The following is a 19,279-nucleotide window of genomic DNA, read 5'->3' on the forward strand; positions in this document are numbered from 1 at the left end:
TTTAAGCTTCGTCACTGGACGAAATTATTTTTTTCATTTTTTTATTGAATTCATGCCGCGGCAGCAGAACGCTTCTGCCGCAGTTTTCACATTTAATTCTAATATCAGCACCCAGGCGGATAATGCGAAAAGCATTTGTCCCGCAGGCATGCTGCTTTTTCATCTCGACAATATCATTCAGCTTGTAGTTACTGTCCATCCCCAGGACCTCCTTTCGGCTGATTGTACATGACCATGCGCGGCACCGGTGCTTTAATACCATGTGCGTCCAGGAAGTCCTTTAAATCACGTCTCAGCAGGCGGGCAATCTTCGCATGATTATTAGGTAGTGTCTCAGCCGCAATTTTAATGACCGCTTCTCCTGCTTTGACCATTTCAACACCAAGTATATCCGGGACTGCTGTCAGCTCCTCATATTTCTCCTGCAGTGATTCCAGATAAGACTCGAGCAGCTGCTCGACGTCTCTTAAATTCTCATCGCTTGATACTGACACTTCAAACACAGCAACAGAATTGTTGACTGAAAAGTTGACGATTTCATTCATCGTCCCGTTCGGCAGTATCGTCAATTCTCCTGTAAACGATCTAATGCGCGTTGAACGGAGGCCGATTGACTGCACTGTTCCTTCTGCGACTTTTGTTCCCGTCGTATTAATTCTGACATAGTCACCGACGTCGAACTGGTTTTCAAAGATGATGAAAAAGCCGGTGATAATATCTTTAACAAGTGTCTGTGCACCGAAACCGATGGCAATACCTGCTACACCCGCTCCTGCGATAATACTTTCAACTTTAATACCGAAGTTGCTTAATATTGTTGTAATAACGATAAACCAGACGACATATGAAGCGATATTCTGCAGTAGTTTGACGAGCGTAATGTCTCTCTTCTCAGAATGCGATAAATTCGATCGTCTTCTGACATTAAAGAACTGTTCGATGAACTTATGGACGAGTTTTACGACAACCATCGCCAATATAATTGTAACGACCGCCCAGAAAATGTTTTTAAGAATCATCGTCCATAGTTCAGGATCTGTAAAAGGTTTTACGACTTCCTGCATAAATTCATTGAAATAATTCATCAGTCGCTGTTAACGGCCGGCGCTTTCCAGTAAGGAAATTAACCGGTTGAATTCTTCTTCTGATGTAAATTCGATGGCGATTTTTCCTTTTTTGCGCGACTTTGAAATTTCAACTTTTGTACCGAGTCGTTCTTTTAATGACTGCTCATGTTTCACGAGAAACTTCGGTTTTGTCGCTTCTTTCTTATCTTTGACAGGCTGGTCACTTAACGACTTGACGTAGAGTTCCAGCTGGCGGACACTCATTGCTTCAGTGATGACTTTGGCGGCAGCTGTCTGCATTGTTTCAGTATCTTTTAAGCCGAGCAGTGTCCGGCCGTGACCGCCTGATATTTTCTTATCATTAATCAGCTGTTTGATGTCGGCCGGCAAGTTCAACAGACGCAGCATATTAGCGATATATGGTCTTGATTTACCGAGACGGTCAGCCGCTTCTGACTGCGTTAAGTTTAAGTGTTCCATCATTAATTGATAACTTCTCGCTTCTTCGAGCGGGTTTAAGTCTTCACGCTGCAAGTTCTCGATGATCGCAAGTTCCATCATCTGCTTATCCGTCATTGATTTGACTATCGCAGGAATATCCTGTTTACCTGCAAGCTTGCTCGCTCTATAGCGGCGCTCTCCGACGACAATGTCATAGCCTTTAACAGACTTTCTGACAACAATCGGCTGCAGGACGCCGTGAATTTTAATCGATTCAGCAAGTTCGTGCAGTGCTGCTTCTTCGAACTCCTGACGAGGCTGATAAGGATTAGGGCGAATAGTATGTAAGCGGAGCTGTTCTACTACTTCATCACCTTGATTGTCCTGAAAGAGCGCATCAAGCCCGCGCCCTAAACCTTTTCCTAAACTTTTAGCCATGGCTGATGACCTCCTCTGCTAATTCGTTATACGTTTTTGCACCAGCAGAGCGGGCATCATATACATTGATCGGCTGGCCATGAGACGGTGCTTCTGACAGCCGGACATTTCTCGGGATAATCGTGTCGTATACTTTGTCACCAAAGTGTGCACGCACTTCAGCCATAACGTCATTGCCGAGGTTCGTGCGGGCATCGAGCATTGTCAGCAGTACGCCTTCAATCTCGAGCGACTGATTCAAGTGACGCTGCACGAGTTTAATCGTGTTCAGCAGCTGACTCAATCCTTCAAGCGCATAATATTCACACTGCACAGGAATGATGATGCCTGTCGCCGCTGTAAATGAGTTAATCGTCAGCAGACCAAGAGACGGCGGACAGTCGATAATAATATAATCAAAATTCTGCTCCAGTTCTTTAAAAGCATATTTTAAGCGGACTTCACGGCTCATCGCTGACACAAGTTCAATCTCAGCGCCGGCAAGTGCGATATTCGCCGGGATAATCCAGAGATTTTCCTGTTCAGTCGGCAGCACGACTTTGTTAATAGACACATCTTCAACCAGCATGTCATACACTGAGTATTCCACATTATTTTTATCGATACCGACACCACTCGTCGCATTACCCTGGGGATCTGTGTCGACTAATAGTACTTGTTTTCCCTGTGCTGCAAGAGCGGCACTTAAGTTCACGGACGTCGTTGTCTTACCTACGCCGCCTTTCTGATTCGCAATAGCCAATATTTTCATGTAACTTCTCTCCTCGCTTGTAGTACGGCCCTATTCATACTACTGATTATATCAATTTTAAGCGCAAACTGCACAACCTAAAATATTTGCCATACATTGCATTCAAGTGCTCAATCATAATAAAACAGACAGTCACTACTGTGATTGTCTGTTTTTCTGAAAATATTACTTGCTATCCGGGTTTTTGAACACTTTGATTGAGATCTCATAGAAGTTCTCATACTCAGTATCTTTACGTTTTACTTTAATACCGCTTTTTTCTACTGTTCTGACGCTTTCGCCGATTGTGTTGAAAGCGAGTTTGATATCACGTGTAAAGGCGATACGTGTTGGTTTAACATCTTCTCCGCCGAGCATGCGCTTCACGCGCTCTTCCGTCTGCTTGACATTCAGGCTCTGACTTTTAATGATCTGAAGCATCTCCAGCTGCTGTTCAGGCGACAATGCTAATAAACTTCTCGCATGACGTTCTGTAATCATGCCGCCGCCTAGAGCATCCAGAATAGGCTGTGACAGGCGCAGCAGTCTCAGTTTGTTGGCAATAAATGACTGACTTTTACCTAGGCTGACTGCAAGATCCTGCTGAGTGATCCCGTCCAGGTCAAGCAGTTTGCGATAAGCCTCTGCTTCTTCTACAGCTGACAAGTTTTCACGCTGAATATTTTCAATCAGCGCAATCGCTGCCGTCTGCTTGTCATTCATCGGTTTCACAATCACTTCTGTTTCCGCTGTGCCGTTTAATTTCATCGCACGGAAACGACGTTCCCCGGCAATGATCTCAAACATACCTTCTTCAATTGGTCTGACAACGATCGGCTGCAGCAGGCCATATGATTTAATAGAATCAGCCAGCTCCTGAATTTTCTCTTCATTAAAGACTTGTCTCGGCTGATAGCGGTTCGGCACAATGCGTTCTATCGGCAGAATAATGACGTTGCCTTTTTCGCGTTCACGCTCTACTACAACATCTTCTTCCTTATCTCGTAATCCAAATAATTTAGAAAAGGGTTTCTTCATGACAATCGGCTCACTTTCTTAAATCATATCATTTTACTTCATCAGAGGTTCTTTATTCGGTGTTCCGGGTTTTCTCGGATATTTCTTCGGCGTTTGCCGGCGCTTCTCAATGTCGACAATATAACGTGTGCTTTCTTCCATCGGTAAAGTGAACTGATGATTCGCCACTACTTCTCCGCCTAGTATATGAACAGCGAATAGACCTTCGTCAATCTCAGCTTCTCCCTGAGCACCTTTGAGCGCCAGGAAATGCCCCCCTTTTTTAACGAGCGGCAGACAGAGCTCACTCAGCACAGACAATCGGGCAACGGCACGTGCCGTCACTACGTCGAACTGCTCACGCTGCGGTGATTTACCGAATGTCTCAGCGCGGTCATGGACGAAACAGACTTGTTCAAGGTTCAGTTCTGCCGCCAGATGATTGAGAAAGTTAATCCGTTTATTCAAAGAATCAACAATCGTCAGCTTAATATGAGGAAATAGAATTTTAATAGGAATGCTCGGGAACCCCGCTCCTGCACCGACGTCACACATCGTTTCGACCTTACTGAAATCAAAATAGAAGCTTGGTGTAATAGAATCAAAGAAGTGCTTTAAATAAACTTCATCTTTGGCAGTCACTGCTGTTAAATTAATTTTCTCATTCCACTCTACTAAATTCTTATAGTAGATTGCAAACTGTTTCTGCTGTGTCTCTGTTAATTCAAACCCTTTTTCAGCTAAATTATTAACAAATTGTTGTTCGTTCATCTAGTTCACCTTTGCGATTTTACCTTGCTCGATGTACACAAGGAGAATGGATATATCTGCCGGATTGACGCCGGAAATACGAGATGCCTGACCGACGCTGAGCGGTTTTACTTCTTTAAGTTTCTGACGGGCTTCTGTCGCCAGACTATGGATTGCATCATAGTCGATGTTCTCAGGAATCTTTTTATCTTCCATACGTTTCATCTTATCGACCTGCTGCAGTGATTTCTGAATATAGCCTTCATATTTTGTCTGAATTTCTACTTGTTCGGCCACTTCAGGATCTACAGTCACTTGTTCGTCCATCAGTTCAATAATAGCCGCATAATCCATTTCCGGACGGCGCAGTAAGTCGATCGCTAATATACCATCTTTTAATGCTGCACCACCATGTGATTCAATAATCGCCTGTGTTCTGTCATTTGGTTTAATACGATAAGCAGCCAGCCGGCTTATTTCCTCGGAAATAGCATCTAATTTGAGCAGGAATTTCTGATAGCGTTCATCTGAGATCAAGCCGATCTGATGACCTATTTCTGTCAGGCGGATATCTGCGTTGTCATGGCGCAGCAGCAGACGGTATTCTGCACGGCTTGTTAAGAGACGGTACGGTTCATTTGTTCCTTTAGTTACAAGGTCGTCGATTAACACACCGATATAAGCATCAGCACGTCCTAAAATGACCGGCTCATGATTCAGCACTTTAGCCGCTGCATTAATTCCAGCCATGAGTCCTTGTCCAGCCGCTTCTTCGTAACCTGATGTCCCGTTGATCTGTCCTGCGGTAAAGAGGCCGTCAATTTTTTTCGTTTCTAATGTCGGCCAGAGCTGTGTCGGTACGACCGCATCGTATTCTATCGCGTAACCCGCACGCATCATATCCGCGTTTTCAAGACCTGGAATTGACTGCAGCATTTGACGCTGGACGTGTTCAGGCAGACTTGTAGACAATCCTTGAACATATACTTCTTTCGTGCTGCGTCCTTCCGGCTCAAGGAAAATCTGGTGCCGTGGTTTATCGTTGAAACGCACAAACTTATCTTCAATGGACGGGCAGTAACGCGGGCCTGTCCCTTTAATCATGCCTGAGTACATCGCAGACAAATGAAGATTATCATCGATGACTTGGTGCGTCTTATCATTTGTATAAGTGAGCCAGCATGGCAGCTGGTCTAAAATATATTCTGTCGTTTCATAACTGAATGCCCGTCCGACATCGTCACCCGGCTGAATTTCAGTTTTTGAGTAATCAATCGTTCCACCGTTGACACGTGGTGGTGTACCTGTTTTAAAACGGACAATATCAAAGCCGAGGTCACGCAGATGATCCGCAAGTTTAATAGACGGCATCTGATGGTTCGGGCCTGATGAATATTTAATATTGCCAAGAATGATTTCACCGCGCAGAAATGTCCCAGTGGTCAGCACGACTGCGTCTGCGTAATACGTCGTACCAATCACTGTTTCCACACCTTTGACTTTACCGTCCTCGATAATCAGACGTTCAACCATTCCCTGCATAATATCCAGGTTCTCCTGATTTTCAATGACTTCTTTCATTTCCTGCTGATAAAGTACTTTGTCGGCCTGTGCACGGAGCGCGCGCACCGCAGGACCTTTACCTGTATTCAGCATACGCATTTGAATATGCGTTTTATCGATCGTTTTGGCCATCTGACCACCTAATGCGTCAATTTCACGGACAACGATTCCTTTAGCCGGTCCGCCGACTGATGGATTACATGGCATGAATGCGACAGAATCTAGACTGATAGTCAGCATTAAAGTTTTGGCGCCTTTACGGGCAGAAGCAAGACCTGCTTCTACACCCGCATGACCGGCACCGACGACAATGACATCATAATGTTCCACTTTATTTCCTCCTTATTTACCGAGACAGAACTGACTGAATAACTGATCAATCAAGCTGTCTGATACTTCTTCTCCAATGACTTCTCCGAGCAGTTCCCACGTTCTGATCAAATCTATTTGCACGATATCGATAGGGACACCTGATTCTGCAGCTGTCATCGCATCGTTAATCGCTTGTTTCGCTTGTTTCAGCAGACTGATATGCCGTGCATTAGAAACATAAGTCATGTCCTGAGCCGCGACTTCGCCCTGAAAGAACAGTCTGCTGATTTCTTCTTCCAGTGCATCAATACCACTTTGAGACAGCATCGATGTCTGCACCATCGGCACATCGCCGACCATCTGCTGCACTTCCTCGAGATCAAGCTGCTGCGTCAAATCGGTCTTGTTGATGATGACGATGACATCTTCACCTTTAATCAGTTGAGCCAGCTGATAGTCACTTGCTGTGAGCGGCTCATTATAATTCAGCACATACAAAATGAGATCTGCTTTTTTCAGTGCTTCACGGCTGCGCTCCACCCCGATTTTTTCAACGATATCTTCTGTCTCACGAATACCTGCTGTATCGACCAGTCGGAGCGGCACACCGCGGACGTTGACGTACTCTTCCAGTACATCTCGTGTCGTTCCTGCGACTTCCGTGACAATCGCTTTATTGTCCTGAATCAAATTGTTCAGCATCGAACTTTTACCGACATTGGGCTTACCGATAATAACTGTGGATAACCCTTCACGCAGTATTTTCCCCTGTGCACCTGTCTGCAGCAGACCATCGATTGCTGAATCAATCTGTCGCGCTTCGCTTAACAGAAACTGCGTCGTCGCTTCTTCTACATCATCATATTCTGGATAGTCGATATTGACTTCCACCTGCGCCAGTATTTCGAGAATAGATTGACGCAGCCCTTTGATCATTGTCGACAGCCTGCCCTCTATCTGATTCATCGCAACTTTGCTTGCGCGGTCCGTTTTAGAGCGGATGAAATCCATAATCCCTTCGGCCTGTGATAAATCAATACGGCCGTTTAGAAATGCGCGCTTTGTAAACTCTCCCGGTTCAGCCAGCCGTGCGCCGTTCGATAATGTCAATTCAAGAATGCGGTTGACGGTCATGATTCCGCCGTGACAATTGATCTCTACTATATCCTCACGCGTAAATGTTCTCGGTGCACGCATCACCGCGACCATCACTTCTTCTATAATATCTCCGGAGACTGGATCGACGATATGGCCATAGTTAATCGTATGACTCTGCACATCATTCAATGCAGTCTTTCCTTTATATAGACGGTCAGCAATTGTGACAGCGTCCGGCCCTGATAGTCTGACGATGGCTATAGCCCCTTCACCCATCGGTGTCGATATGCTCGAAATCGTATCAAAATCCATAGTATCTCCTCCATAATAGTCATTTGTTGATTGTAGAACGAACGCCCTGAAATTAAAATGAATATGCTTTAAATAAACAGATTAACTCTAAAAACAAAAGTTTTTAGAGTTAATTCGCTAATGGTTATTTAGCTTTAATGACTAAATATCTGTTAGGTTCCCGTCCTTCTGAGTACGTTTCTATATCTTTCATGCGCGTTAACATTTGATGCATAATTTTTCTCTCATAGTTCGGCATCGGTTCAAACTTTACAGGACGTTTCGTTGCTTTAGCTTTACCGGCCATGTTCAGTGCTAATGTCTCAAGTGTTTCTTTTCTTTTAGCCCGGTAATTTTCAATGTCAATCGTTACGGTAACGAAGCTCTTCTGGATGTTCTGAAAATATGTTTGAGCCAGCACTTGCAGCGCATTCAAAACTTGCCCGTGCTTGCCGATGATTCGCGCCGCTTCATCAGAAAACAGTTCAATGGTTATGTCATTGCCCTTAATACGGCAGGCGCTTGTAACTTTAATATCCAGCGCACTGATGACTGCTTTAACATAATCCGCTGTTTTTTCTGCGTTATCAGAAATGTTGAGGCGGCCGTCAGCTGGTTTCTGCTCTTTCAGCAGTTCAGCTGCTGTGCTCTTTTTCAGTTCTGAAGTGTCTTTAATGAAAGGTTCACGCTGAATTGCAACGACAGACCGGGATTTTTCTGCGGGTGCTGCAGTAGTGTTCAGATCAGCCAGCTTCTTCAGTTCAGGATCAATAATCGTCAAGTTCACTTCTGCATCACACTGTCCGAAGCCGAACCAACCTTTTTTACCCGGTTTCAGCACATCTATTTTGACCTGGTTTTCAGTGACGTTCATTTCGCTTAAGCCCAGTTGAACCGCTTCTTCTACTGTTCTGCCTGTGAATGTCTTCTGCAGCACAAGCACAGCTCCTTTCTACTTAATTCGTTTATTGAATCCTTTAGCGAGTTTCATGACATGTTCAAGACTGCTGTTAATCTCTTCAACGGACATATCGTTTGCCGGCTTTCTAGCAATGACAATAAAATCTGCCGGAACAATGTCGTGCTTATGTTTGGTGAAGCTTTCTCTGATGGAACGTTTAATGCGATTTCTGACAACGGCGTTCCCGAGCTTTTTAGAAACGGAAATGCCAAGTCTGAAATGCTCAAGCTGGTATGCATCATACCGATAGACAATAAACTGACGGTTAGCTACTGATTTACCACGCTTGTAAATCGTCTGGAAGTCTTCATTTTTTTTAATCCGATAATTCTTTTCCACTGTTTTCACTCACTTCCAGGCCCGCATTTTATACAATTATACTAGATGAGACCATCGTTTTAAACCAAAAAAAAGACCACTGCAAGAGTGATCTTAAGCTGATAATACTTTTCTGCCTTTACGACGACGACGTGCAAGAACGCGACGTCCGTTTTTAGTGCTCATACGTGCACGGAAACCGTGAACTTTACTATGTTTACGTTTATTTGGTTGATAAGTACGTTTTACCATTTAGGACACCTCCTATTAATATATTCCTCTATTTTCACTTTATATGTGATTGACAATAACTACTGAAGTATAACAAATTACATTTCAACTTGCAACTACTAAATCAGCTGATGATATTAAAAAAGTTATACACTTATCCACACTTTAAACAATAAAAAATGTGGATAATTAAAAACTGAATTTCTGTTATTCACATTTATTTTTTGTGTCACCCACAAATCCACAGGTGTGTATAAATAGCGGGGTGAGTCATGGTAACTTTGTGGATAACTTTACAAATATGTTGATATTATCGTATTTATTTGATAATATCTTGTTATATTTCGTGTGAAAAACTATACCACTGGATTTATTTATCCACACAATGTTAATAATATGTGGATAATTATTCACACCTTGTGCTTAAGCTTATACACATGGTGAATAGCTGTGTATAACTTCAGAAAAAATTTTAATGAGAAAGAGGCACATTATGAGTGGAATTGATTCTATTTGGAACAAAGTCCTGCAAAATCTCGAGAAAAAGTTATCAACCCCAAGCTATGAAACATGGTTCAACCATACAGCCATCAGTTCATTGAATAACAATCAGGTTGTTATTGAAGCGCCGACTGCTTTTCACGCCAGCTGGCTCAATAAAAACTATATCACCATCATCCAGGAGACGATTGAGGAGACGATCGGAGAAAAGCTGGATGTCAAAATCATCTCCGGTGAAGATGTACTGGAAGACAAACTTAAACATGAACCTATCGTAAGTCGCAAAGAACAAGAAGTACTGCCAAGCCAGCTGAACATCGATAACACGTTTGATACGTTTGTCATCGGCAGTGGCAACCGCTTCAGCCATGCTGCGTCGCTCGCTGTCGCTGAAGCACCGGCGAAAGCATATAACCCACTGTTCATATACGGCGGTGTCGGCCTCGGAAAAACACATTTAATGCATGCTATCGGGCATTACGTGATGGAGCATAAGGACAACGCCAAAGTCGTCTACACATCCAGCGAGAAATTTACGAATGAATTTATCAATTCTATTAAGGACAATAAAACTGAGGAATTCAGATCTAAATACCGTAATGTGGATGTGCTGCTGATCGATGATATTCAGTTTCTTGCCGGCAAAGAATCGACGCAGGAAGAATTTTTCCATACATTCAATGAACTTCACCAGAACAATAAGCAGATTGTCATCTCAAGTGACCGAGCACCAAAGGAAATACCGACACTAGAAGACCGTCTTCGTTCACGCTTTGAATGGGGTCTAATCACAGATGTCACACCGCCTGATCTAGAAACACGAATTGCGATATTACGCAAAAAATCAGAAGAAGAAAAAATTGATATACCAAACGAAGCGATGCTTTATATCGCCAATCAGATCCAGTCCAACATTCGTGAATTAGAAGGTGCATTGACGCGTGTCACTGCATATTCCAAGCTCGTAAAACGTGAACTGACAGCTGACCTCGTTGCAGAAGCGCTGAAAGACATTATCTCAACGAGCAAGCCGAAAAAAATCAGCATCCAGGACATCCAGACTATCGTCGGTTCGTTCTATAATGTCAGAATGGAAGATTTCACAGCTAAAAAACGGACAAAATCCATCGCTTTTCCAAGACAGATTGCGATGTATCTCGCCCGTGAACTGACAGATTACTCCTTACCTAAAATCGGTGAGGAATTCGGTGGCCGTGACCATACGACTGTCATCCATGCCCATGAAAAAATCAAAAAGCAGATTGAACATGATGCAGGTCTCAAAAAAGAGATTGATAATCTTGAAAAAGAGATTACAGGATAGCTGTGGATAACGTGAATAACAGTGCTGCAGTTATAAACAGTTTATACACATGTGGATATGTTGGCTGTTATGCGTTTACTGCAGTTATCCACCTATTCACACCCCCTATTACTATTACTACGAACTTAAAAGATATAATATAATATATATAACGACGATAAGGAGTTTTCCTACTATGAAATTTACCATCCAAAGAGATTATTTCATTACGCAATTAAATGACACGTTAAAAGCTATCTCGCCTAGAACAACACTGCCGATTCTGACAGGTATTAAAATCGACGCGACTGACAATAAGCTGTTACTGACAGGTTCAGATTCAGAAGTATCGATTGAAATCACTATCCCATCAGAAGTGAATCACGAGGAAATTGTCACTATCGAAGAAAAAGGCTCTATCGTGCTGCCAGGTCGTTTCTTTGTAGATATCATCAAAAAACTTCCGGCTGCAGCAGTCACTATTGAGACAAATCATCAGTTCCAGGCAAAAATTACTTCCGGCCAGTCAGAATTCAACGTATCAGGACTTGATCCAGACCAGTATCCGCTGCTCCCTCAAGTTTCTGAAGAAGACGCTATGACACTGCCGATCAATGTGCTGAAAAACATTATTAGACAGACTAATTTCGCTGTGTCCACCTCAGAAACACGTCCAGTGTTAACTGGTGTTAACTGGCTGATCAAAGACGGAGAACTGAGCTGTACTGCAACAGATTCCCATCGACTAGCGCTGCGCCGGCTGAAACTTGAGAACAGTCTGGACAATATCAATGCGATTATCCCGGGTAAAGCTTTGAGTGAACTCAATAAGATTATCAGCGACGAAGATGAGACAATCGATATATTCTTCGCTTCTAACCAAGTCCTTTTCAAAGTAGGACATGTGAATTTTATTTCACGACTGCTTGAAGGGAATTATCCAGATACATCCCGTCTCTTCCCGGACAGCTATGAGACGTCGCTTGCTCTCCATAATGGCGATTTCTTCCATGCGATTGACCGTGCCTCACTCCTTGCCCGTGAAGGCGGCAATAATGTCATCAAACTGTCAGCTGACCCGCAGCATGTAGAACTGTCATCTACTTCCCCGGAAATAGGTACGGTGAAAGAAGGCGTCGCGACATCAGCATTTGAAGGACAAGGCTTGAAAATCTCCTTTAACTCTAAATATATGATGGATGCCTTGAAAGCTATCGATAACGATGAAGTTTCTATCGAGTTCTTCGGTACGATGCGTCCATTCATCTTAAAACCAAAAGATGACGAGAATGTCATTCAGCTGATTCTGCCGATCAGAACATATTAATAGGACAACAGACGACTCTCACAAAAACGTGAGAGTCGTCTGTTTGTGTTTGTAAATAACATCCATCATTGTTAATATTAAAAAGAAAAGGAGGGTATATATATGCTAGCTTTGCAGCACGTAACGAAACAATTCGGCAACTACACAGCAGTTGATGATTTGAACATTGAAGTGCCCAGTCATGAAATGCTGGGATTCCTTGGCGGTAATGGTGCCGGCAAGACAACGACGTTCCGCATGATTTTAGGTCTTCTTGAGAAGACGTCAGGCTCTATTACATATAATGGGAAGCCGATTGATTACAGTGTGACAGACGAAATCGGCTATCTGCCCGAAGAGCGCGGGTTAAACCCTAAATTAAAAGTGTCAGAACAGATCAACTACCTCGGCCAGTTAAAGGGCATGAAACGCACTGAAGTGAAACGAGAACTGAACTACTGGCTTGACCGCTTTGAAGTGCCGGAGAACGTCGACAAGAAGATTGAGTCGCTATCAAAAGGTAATCAGCAGAAAATCCAGCTGATCGGTGCTATTATCCACCGGCCGAAATTGCTGATTCTTGATGAGCCGTTCAGCGGCCTTGATCCAGTTAATGTAGAACTTTTGAAAGCAGCGGTTAAAGAAATGAATGACAACGGTACGACTATCGTTTTCAGCTCACACCGGATGGAGCATGTGGAAGAAATGTGTGACCGCGTCTGCATATTAAATAAAGGCAGAACGGTTGTCTCGGGAAATATTAAGCAGGTGAAACACGACTTCGCACGCAAAGAAATCATCATTGCAGGCGAGCATGACTTCAGTCAGCTGCAGAATATTGAAGGAGTGATCAGCTGCAGACAGAACCGTCATGATGTCCGGCTGACGATTGCTGACCAGTCTGTTGCGCCGCTTGTCTTTGAAGCGGTTAAACAACTCGGCTATGTGTCGAAGTTTGAAGTGGCAGAGCCGTCTTTGAACGATATCTTTATTGCAAAGGTGGGGCATCATGAATAAATTCTTTCCGACATTCTGGCTGACTTACTGGAAGAAACTATCGAGCCGCTCGTTTATTTTTACGACTGTCTTATTAATGGCGATACTGCTTGCGCTGAGCAATGCCGACAAAATTATCGCGTTCTTCGATAAGAGTGAGAATGAAGTCACCGCTATTTCCAGTGATGATCAAGCGCTGCAGCATGCATTTGCCACGGCTTATAAGCAGACGAACAAAGCTATGAAGATTAAAGAACTGAACTTTCAAGAAGGCAAAAAAGGAGTCGAAGATGAAACGTATAAGCAGCTGATTGAGCTTACTAGAGACAGAGACCAGCTGAAAGCGAAAGTTTTTACGAAAGATTCGGCAAGTGATGACACGGTAGCGGGCGTCCAGGCGACTCTGACCGCTCTGCAGAGCAGTGAAGCGGCAAAAACGTTGAAACTCTCTCCTGATGACGTACAGAAGCTTACAGCCCAGGCTGACGTTAAAAATGAAGTGCTGGCAGCAGACGACAGTAAAACAGTGAAAGAGGATGTAAAACCACTGAATATAGGAATTGTCTATGTCGGTGTCTTCCTCATTTTCTTTATTACCATCAATTATGGGTCACAGGCTGCGACTGAGATCGCGATGGAAAAATCATCCCGCGTTATTGAGATGATTGTCACGAGCATATCGCCCGTCAATCACATCATGGCTAAAATCGCCGGGATAATAGCAGTGGCACTTACACAAATCGCTATTCTCGTGTTAACAATTCTTGCCTGCATCTACTTCTTTGATTTGAAAGAGAGTCTCGCTGATATGGGGCTTAAATTTACGAACGACTCGTCCCGTATTGTGATTTACGCTGTTATTTTCCTGCTGCTTGGCCTGCTTATCAATATCAGCATATCTGCGATTATTGGCGCGCTGACCAACCGGGTTGAAGACATCGGCCAGGCTGTCATGCCTGTGACGTTTATGAATATTGCAGCCTTTTATATTGTTATTTTCAGTCTGACGAACCCGGATACAACACTTGTCAAAGTGACAAGTTATATTCCGTTTTTCACGCCTATGGTCATGCTGCTGCGCACGTTGTCTCAAGAGACGAGCGATCTGCAGATTATTATTGGTATTATCATTTGTCTTGTTACGGTCATTTTACTGCTTATGCTGGCGGCCCGTGTCTATAAAGGCAGCGTCTTCAGCTACGGCAAAGGACTGATTAAAAACTTCAGACAGGCGCTGCAGATGAAATAGCATTGTCACAGAATAGTAATGATTAAATAGTGGTTTATTGAACCAAGATAGTATAAAATTTATACTATCTTGGTTTTATTATCACTAATTATCTGTAAGGAGAATACAATGAAAAACAGAGGAAATATGATATTTGCAATGATACTTGCACTTATTGTTATCGCAGCTGTTGTACTGATGGTCATCTTCGGTCAGAAGAATAATGATTCGACTGATACGCCAGCTGCAGCAGACAAAGAGATTAAGACAAGTTCTGACTACAGCAAGATTGATACAACAGGGCAGCCGATGCTCGGCGATAAGGATGCACCGGTGACATTAGTCGAGTTCGGTGATTTTAAATGTCCTGCATGTAAATACTTTGATATGAATATCCAGCCTGAACTCGTTAAAAAATATGTGGATAAAGGCGAGCTGAAAATGTACTTTATCAACACACCATTTCACGGCGGAGAATCGCTGACAGGGGCGCATGCTGCTGAAGCGGTACTGAAAAATGAACCGACCAAATACTGGGCATTCCATAATGCACTGTTTGAAGCACAGCCGAATACGAACACATCAACTACCGACGAATGGCTGACATCAGCTGTTGTCAAAGCTGCAGCAAAAAAAGCGGGTGTTAAAGACATCACTAAAATCGTCAAGGCAGCTGAGAATAAAACAGAGACAGCAGCTGTAGAGAAAGATATTGAACTTTATCAAACTTATATGATCAACGAAACACCGACGATTATTGTGAACGGCAAAAAAGTCAGTGACCAGCTGAAAATCAATGCTGTTGAAAAAGCGATTGAGGATGCTAAAAAATAATGGAGCGAAATAATAAACTGTTTTTTATTGCCTGGGTAATAGCTATCATAGCTATGCTTGGCAGCCTTTATTTCTCAGAAATCAGACACTTTGTGCCATGTGAGATGTGCTGGTATCAAAGAATACTCATGTATCCGCTCGTCGTGATTATCGGGTTTGCAGCCCTCAATGACTTTTATCCCTTTAAATACTTAGTGATGACCTTCTCAATCATCGGCCTCGGCTTTTCGGTTTATCACTATATGGAACAGAAAATACCTGGCTTTTCCCCGGTGAAAGCGTGTGTCGGCGGCGTACCGTGTAACGTGCAGTACATTAACTGGGCAGGTTTCATCACGATCCCGTTTCTTGCAGGTACAGCTTTTCTGCTCATTACTATATTGATGTTCCTGATTAGAAAACCAGTTGAATATAAAGCGTAGAAACAGATGGATGAACTGCCATCTGTTTTTTTTATCGGGCTTATTTTTCGCTTGATTAATCCGCTGAAATCAAGGCTTGTGACGTCTTGAAATATAAGTTTGAGTTATATGACTGAATAGGCGGTTTTTTAGTTCAATAACATGCTTTTTTGTGTAAAAAAAGGTATAATTAAATGATGACTGAGACGGATAGGAGTGAACCTGAGATGGTAAAGACAGTACGGTTTAACAATGAAATTACCCTTGGCCAGTTTCTTAAAGCTGAAGGGATTATAAGTACTGGTGGCCAGGCGAAATGGTATTTACAGGATAACCCTGTGCTGTTGAATGGTGAGGAAGAAGCACGACGCGGCAAAAAACTGCATGAAGACGATATTCTTGAAATTGAAGGGGAAGGTAAGTATAAGATTTCTTATCTTTCTGCCCGATGAAGCTGAAAACATTAAAGCTTCTCCATTACCGCAACTATGAGCAGGTGGCTTTATCATTCCATGATGAAGTCAACGTGCTTATCGGTGCGAATGCACAGGGGAAGACCAATCTGCTTGAAGCGATCTATTGTCTGGCACTCGCCAAGAGTCATCGTGCCACACATGATAAAGAGCTCATTAACTGGGACGCTGATTTTGCGTTAATTGAAGGGGAACTTGAGTATAAACATGGCACGATGCCGCTTTCTCTCCAAATATCTTCAAAAGGCAAGAAAGCGAAAGCTAATCACCTGGAACAAAGCAAACTAACCCAGTATATCGGCCATATGAATGTGGTGCTCTTTGCGCCCGAGGACTTAAATCTGGTCAAAGGGAGCCCGCAGATCAGACGCCGTTTTATAGATATAGAAATCGGTCAGATTTCCGCTGTCTACCTCAATGACCTCTCTAATTTCCAGCGTATCCTCAAACAGAAAAATCATTATTTAAAGCAGTTGAAGCAGAACCCGCAAGGCGACCGCACAATGCTTGATGTATTGAATCAGCAGTTTAGTGAATACGCAGCAAGACTGACGCTTAGACGCCATCAGTTTATCAGTCAGCTGGAAGAGAAAGCTATTGATATCCACAGCGGTATTACCAAGACAGCGGAAATGCTGACTATTCATTACCAGGCCAGCCTGCAGCTGCAGGACAATTTGGAAGCCATGATAGCAGCGACTTACAGCAAGCTGTCTGAATCAATGGATAAGGAGATTGATCGGATGGCGAGCCTGTACGGTCCGCATCGCGATGATCTGACCTTCTCCATCAATGGTATAGATGTCCAGACTTACGGCTCACAAGGGCAGCAGCGTACGACAGCACTGTCACTGAAACTCGCTGAAATTGAACTGATTAACGAAGAAATAGGGGAATATCCTATTCTGCTGCTGGATGATGTGCTCAGCGAACTGGACGATACAAGACAGACACATCTTCTGACGACGATTCAACATAAAGTACAAACGTTTGTGACGACGACCTCTGTCGAAGGAATAGAACATGAAACGATTGAACAGGCGAAGCTGTTCTACGTCGATCACGGGCATATTCAAACTAATAAAGAGTAGGTGACCATCTTTGGAAAATAATTTAGAGCAGTACGGAGCGGATCAGATACAAGTACTTGAAGGACTGGAAGCAGTACGTAAACGCCCGGGTATGTATATCGGTTCTACTGCATCAAAAGGTCTGCATCACCTTGTATGGGAAATCGTTGATAACAGTATTGACGAAGCACTGGCAGGATTTGCAGATCATATTAAAGTCATCATCGAGCAAGATAACTGGATTAAAGTCATTGACAATGGACGTGGTATCCCGGTTGATATGCATGAAAAGATGGGACGTCCAGCGGTAGAAGTTATATTGACGGTGCTTCATGCCGGCGGTAAGTTCGGCGGCGGCGGCTATAAAGTATCCGGCGGCCTTCACGGTGTCGGTTCATCAGTTGTTAATGCATTGTCATCAACATTGGAAGTATACGTCCATAAAGACGGAAAAATTCATCATCAGGCTTATCATAAAGGAACACCGGCCTTTGACCTGAAAGTAGTTGGAGACACAGATTACACAGGAACGACAATCCGCTTCAAGGCAGATACTGAAATTTTCACAGAAACAACAGAATATGAATATGAGATTTTACAGAAACGTATTAGAGAACTTGCTTTCCTGAATAAAGGTATTCGTATTGAAATCATCGACGAACGCGATGAAGAAAACATCGTCAGTGATGATTATTTTTATGAGGGCGGTATTAAATCATACGTCGAGCTGCTGAACAAATCGAAGGAAGTATTATTTCCAGAACCGATTTACATTCATGCATCACGGACGGATGTAGAAGTAGAAATTTCCATTCAGTACAATACAGGTTATGCGACTAACTTACTGTCATATGCTAACAATATTCATACATATGAAGGTGGAACGCATGAAGATGGCTTTAAGCGTGCATTGACACGTGTCATTAACAATTATGCAGTGAAAAATAAGCTCATTAAAGAGAGCGAAGAAAAACTGATCGGTGAAGATGTCCGTGAAGGGATGGTCGCAGTCGTATCCATCAAGCACGGTGAACCTCAGTTTGAAGGACAGACAAAGACAAAGCTCGGCAACACAGAAGTGCGTCAAATTACAGATAACTTGTTCTCAGAACATTTTGAGCGCTTCTTGTACGAAAATCCACAAGTCGCGAGAATTATTGTGGAAAAAGGGATTATGGCATCACGTGCACGTCTTGCTGCGAAAAAAGCGCGGGAAGTGACACGTCGTAAAACAGCACTCGATGTCGCAAGTCTGCCCGGTAAACTTGCCGACTGTTCAAGTAAATCGCCGGAAGAGAGCGAACTTTATATTGTCGAGGGTGACTCAGCAGGCGGTTCAGCAAAATCCGGCCGTGACTCTAAAACACAGGCGATTCTGCCGCTGCGCGGAAAGATTCTGAACGTAGAGAAAGCAAGACTGGATAAAATTCTTGGTAATAATGAAGTCCGGGCGATGATCACAGCGATGGGTACAGGTATCGGCGGCGAGTTTGATATTTCAAAAGCACGTTATCACAAAATCGTCATTATGACTGATGCCGACGTCGATGGTGCACATATTCGCGCACTGCTTTTGACGTTCTTCTACCGCTTTATGAGACCGCTGATTGAAGCGGGATATATTTATATTGCCCAGCCGCCGTTATACAAAGTAGAACAGAGCAAGAAAGTCTACTATGTCTATAACGACCGTGAGCTTGATAAGCTAAGAGCAGAACTGAGCCCGACACCAAAGATCCAGCTTTCCCGTTATAAAGGTCTCGGTGAAATGAACGCTGACCAGCTGTGGGAAACAACAATGAATCCGGAAAACAGAAGCATGCTGCAGGTAACCTTGACAGATGCGATTGAAGCAGATGAGACCTTTGAAATGTTGATGGGTGATGTTGTAGAACATCGTCGTCAGTTTATCGAGGAGAATGCTGAATACGCGACATTAGATGTATAGGA

20 protein-coding genes are annotated in these 19,279 nt (G+C 43.4%); 9 read left to right on the forward strand and 11 right to left on the reverse strand.

The window, feature by feature from the left end:
* Window position 1: 1 nt before the first annotated feature.
* The 11 genes from ERX35_RS05335 to rpmH all read right to left on the reverse strand — a co-directional run bounded on the left by ERX35_RS05335 (window position 2) and on the right by rpmH (window position 9,238).
* Window positions 2-199, reverse strand: a complete 198-nt coding sequence (locus tag ERX35_RS05335) for a DUF951 domain-containing protein (protein ID WP_149458900.1) — start codon at window positions 197-199, stop codon at window positions 2-4.
* Window positions 189-1,085: a mechanosensitive ion channel family protein gene (locus ERX35_RS05340; protein ID WP_149458901.1), complete on the reverse strand. Its 897-nt coding sequence runs from the start codon at window positions 1,083-1,085 to the stop codon at window positions 189-191. The genes ERX35_RS05335 and ERX35_RS05340 overlap by 11 nt, the downstream gene beginning before the upstream one ends.
* 9 nt (window positions 1,086-1,094) lie before the next feature.
* On the reverse strand, window positions 1,095-1,946 hold the full coding sequence (locus ERX35_RS05345) for a ParB/RepB/Spo0J family partition protein (protein WP_149458902.1): 852 nt from the start codon (window positions 1,944-1,946) through the stop codon (window positions 1,095-1,097).
* Entirely contained in the window at window positions 1,939-2,697 is a 759-nt protein-coding gene (locus ERX35_RS05350; protein WP_149458903.1) for a ParA family protein, read from the reverse strand. The genes ERX35_RS05345 and ERX35_RS05350 overlap by 8 nt, the downstream gene beginning before the upstream one ends.
* Window positions 2,698-2,862: 165 nt before the next feature.
* Window positions 2,863-3,714: a nucleoid occlusion protein gene (gene noc / locus ERX35_RS05355; RefSeq protein WP_149458904.1), complete on the reverse strand. Its 852-nt coding sequence runs from the start codon at window positions 3,712-3,714 to the stop codon at window positions 2,863-2,865.
* A 33-nt stretch (window positions 3,715-3,747) separates the two neighbouring features.
* Complete coding sequence (gene rsmG, locus ERX35_RS05360; RefSeq protein WP_149458905.1) at window positions 3,748-4,464, reverse strand: 16S rRNA (guanine(527)-N(7))-methyltransferase RsmG; 717 nt, start codon at window positions 4,462-4,464, stop codon at window positions 3,748-3,750.
* Window positions 4,465-6,336 carry a tRNA uridine-5-carboxymethylaminomethyl(34) synthesis enzyme MnmG gene (mnmG, locus tag ERX35_RS05365; protein WP_149458906.1) on the reverse strand — a complete coding sequence of 624 codons (1,872 nt, stop codon included), beginning with the start codon at window positions 6,334-6,336 and terminating at the stop codon, window positions 4,465-4,467.
* Window positions 6,337-6,348: 12 nt separating this feature from the next.
* Window positions 6,349-7,728, reverse strand: a complete 1,380-nt coding sequence (gene mnmE, locus ERX35_RS05370; RefSeq protein ID WP_149458907.1) for a tRNA uridine-5-carboxymethylaminomethyl(34) synthesis GTPase MnmE — start codon at window positions 7,726-7,728, stop codon at window positions 6,349-6,351.
* 124 nt (window positions 7,729-7,852) lie between these two features.
* Window positions 7,853-8,644, reverse strand: a complete 792-nt coding sequence (gene jag, locus ERX35_RS05375; RefSeq protein ID WP_170234551.1) for an RNA-binding cell elongation regulator Jag/EloR — start codon at window positions 8,642-8,644, stop codon at window positions 7,853-7,855.
* 15 nt (window positions 8,645-8,659) lie between these two features.
* Window positions 8,660-9,007 carry a ribonuclease P protein component gene (rnpA, locus tag ERX35_RS05380; RefSeq protein ID WP_149458909.1) on the reverse strand — a complete coding sequence of 116 codons (348 nt, stop codon included), beginning with the start codon at window positions 9,005-9,007 and terminating at the stop codon, window positions 8,660-8,662.
* Between the two features lie 93 nt (window positions 9,008-9,100).
* Complete coding sequence (gene rpmH, locus ERX35_RS05385; RefSeq protein ID WP_133417655.1) at window positions 9,101-9,238, reverse strand: 50S ribosomal protein L34; 138 nt, start codon at window positions 9,236-9,238, stop codon at window positions 9,101-9,103.
* Window positions 9,239-9,710: 472 nt separating this feature from the next.
* Here rpmH and dnaA point away from each other — a divergent pair, with 472 nt between their 5' ends.
* The 9 genes from dnaA to gyrB all read left to right on the forward strand — a co-directional run bounded on the left by dnaA (window position 9,711) and on the right by gyrB (window position 19,277).
* Window positions 9,711-11,042, forward strand: coding sequence for a chromosomal replication initiator protein DnaA (gene dnaA / locus ERX35_RS05390; protein ID WP_149458910.1), 1,332 nt, complete (start codon window positions 9,711-9,713; stop codon window positions 11,040-11,042).
* Window positions 11,043-11,217: 175 nt separating this feature from the next.
* A complete protein-coding gene (gene dnaN / locus ERX35_RS05395) occupies window positions 11,218-12,348 on the forward strand; it encodes a DNA polymerase III subunit beta (protein ID WP_149458911.1) in 1,131 nt (376 codons plus the stop codon).
* A gap of 102 nt (window positions 12,349-12,450) precedes the next feature.
* Window positions 12,451-13,344, forward strand: a complete 894-nt coding sequence (locus tag ERX35_RS05400; protein ID WP_149458912.1) for an ABC transporter ATP-binding protein — start codon at window positions 12,451-12,453, stop codon at window positions 13,342-13,344.
* A complete protein-coding gene (locus ERX35_RS05405; RefSeq protein ID WP_149458913.1) occupies window positions 13,337-14,572 on the forward strand; it encodes an ABC transporter permease in 1,236 nt (411 codons plus the stop codon). The genes ERX35_RS05400 and ERX35_RS05405 overlap by 8 nt, the downstream gene beginning before the upstream one ends.
* 108 nt (window positions 14,573-14,680) lie before the next feature.
* The gene (locus tag ERX35_RS05410; RefSeq protein ID WP_149458914.1) at window positions 14,681-15,385 is read left to right on the forward strand and encodes a DsbA family protein; all 705 of its coding nucleotides are present in this window, start codon (window positions 14,681-14,683) and stop codon (window positions 15,383-15,385) included.
* Complete coding sequence (locus ERX35_RS05415; protein ID WP_149458915.1) at window positions 15,385-15,807, forward strand: disulfide oxidoreductase; 423 nt, start codon at window positions 15,385-15,387, stop codon at window positions 15,805-15,807. Before ERX35_RS05410 ends, ERX35_RS05415 begins: the two co-directional genes overlap by 1 nt.
* Before the next feature lie 206 nt (window positions 15,808-16,013).
* Window positions 16,014-16,238, forward strand: a complete 225-nt coding sequence (gene yaaA / locus ERX35_RS05420) for a S4 domain-containing protein YaaA (protein ID WP_149458916.1) — start codon at window positions 16,014-16,016, stop codon at window positions 16,236-16,238.
* Window positions 16,235-17,350 (forward strand): DNA replication/repair protein RecF, encoded by a 1,116-nt coding sequence (gene recF / locus ERX35_RS05425; RefSeq protein ID WP_149458917.1) that lies wholly within the window; start codon window positions 16,235-16,237, stop codon window positions 17,348-17,350. The genes yaaA and recF overlap by 4 nt, the downstream gene beginning before the upstream one ends.
* Before the next feature lie 10 nt (window positions 17,351-17,360).
* Entirely contained in the window at window positions 17,361-19,277 is a 1,917-nt protein-coding gene (gyrB, locus tag ERX35_RS05430) for a DNA topoisomerase (ATP-hydrolyzing) subunit B (RefSeq protein WP_149458918.1), read from the forward strand.
* Window positions 19,278-19,279: the final 2 nt, after the last annotated feature.

Origin of the sequence: Macrococcus equipercicus (genome assembly GCF_004359525.2) — a bacterium.
Lineage (GTDB): Bacteria > Bacillota > Bacilli > Staphylococcales > Staphylococcaceae > Macrococcus > Macrococcus equipercicus.

What these genes read in the sequence shown, in the direction of transcription:
- mnmE (WP_149458907.1), bottom strand. Translation starts at nt 7,728, where the DNA reads ATGGATTTTGATACGATTTCGAGCATATCGACACCGATGGGTGAAGGG.
- ERX35_RS05350 (WP_149458903.1), bottom strand. Translation starts at nt 2,697, where the DNA reads ATGAAAATATTGGCTATTGCGAATCAGAAAGGCGGCGTAGGTAAGACA.
- dnaN (WP_149458911.1), top strand. Translation starts at nt 11,218, where the DNA reads ATGAAATTTACCATCCAAAGAGATTATTTCATTACGCAATTAAATGAC.
- dnaA (WP_149458910.1), top strand. Translation starts at nt 9,711, where the DNA reads ATGAGTGGAATTGATTCTATTTGGAACAAAGTCCTGCAAAATCTCGAG.
- ERX35_RS05410 (WP_149458914.1), top strand. Translation starts at nt 14,681, where the DNA reads ATGAAAAACAGAGGAAATATGATATTTGCAATGATACTTGCACTTATT.
- ERX35_RS05335 (WP_149458900.1), bottom strand. Translation starts at nt 199, where the DNA reads ATGGACAGTAACTACAAGCTGAATGATATTGTCGAGATGAAAAAGCAG.
- rsmG (WP_149458905.1), bottom strand. Translation starts at nt 4,464, where the DNA reads ATGAACGAACAACAATTTGTTAATAATTTAGCTGAAAAAGGGTTTGAA.
- ERX35_RS05405 (WP_149458913.1), top strand. Translation starts at nt 13,337, where the DNA reads ATGAATAAATTCTTTCCGACATTCTGGCTGACTTACTGGAAGAAACTA.
- ERX35_RS05345 (WP_149458902.1), bottom strand. Translation starts at nt 1,946, where the DNA reads ATGGCTAAAAGTTTAGGAAAAGGTTTAGGGCGCGGGCTTGATGCGCTC.
- recF (WP_149458917.1), top strand. Translation starts at nt 16,235, where the DNA reads ATGAAGCTGAAAACATTAAAGCTTCTCCATTACCGCAACTATGAGCAG.
- rpmH (WP_133417655.1), bottom strand. Translation starts at nt 9,238, where the DNA reads ATGGTAAAACGTACTTATCAACCAAATAAACGTAAACATAGTAAAGTT.
- yaaA (WP_149458916.1), top strand. Translation starts at nt 16,014, where the DNA reads ATGGTAAAGACAGTACGGTTTAACAATGAAATTACCCTTGGCCAGTTT.
- ERX35_RS05340 (WP_149458901.1), bottom strand. Translation starts at nt 1,085, where the DNA reads ATGAATTATTTCAATGAATTTATGCAGGAAGTCGTAAAACCTTTTACA.
- noc (WP_149458904.1), bottom strand. Translation starts at nt 3,714, where the DNA reads ATGAAGAAACCCTTTTCTAAATTATTTGGATTACGAGATAAGGAAGAA.
- ERX35_RS05415 (WP_149458915.1), top strand. Translation starts at nt 15,385, where the DNA reads ATGGAGCGAAATAATAAACTGTTTTTTATTGCCTGGGTAATAGCTATC.
- ERX35_RS05400 (WP_149458912.1), top strand. Translation starts at nt 12,451, where the DNA reads ATGCTAGCTTTGCAGCACGTAACGAAACAATTCGGCAACTACACAGCA.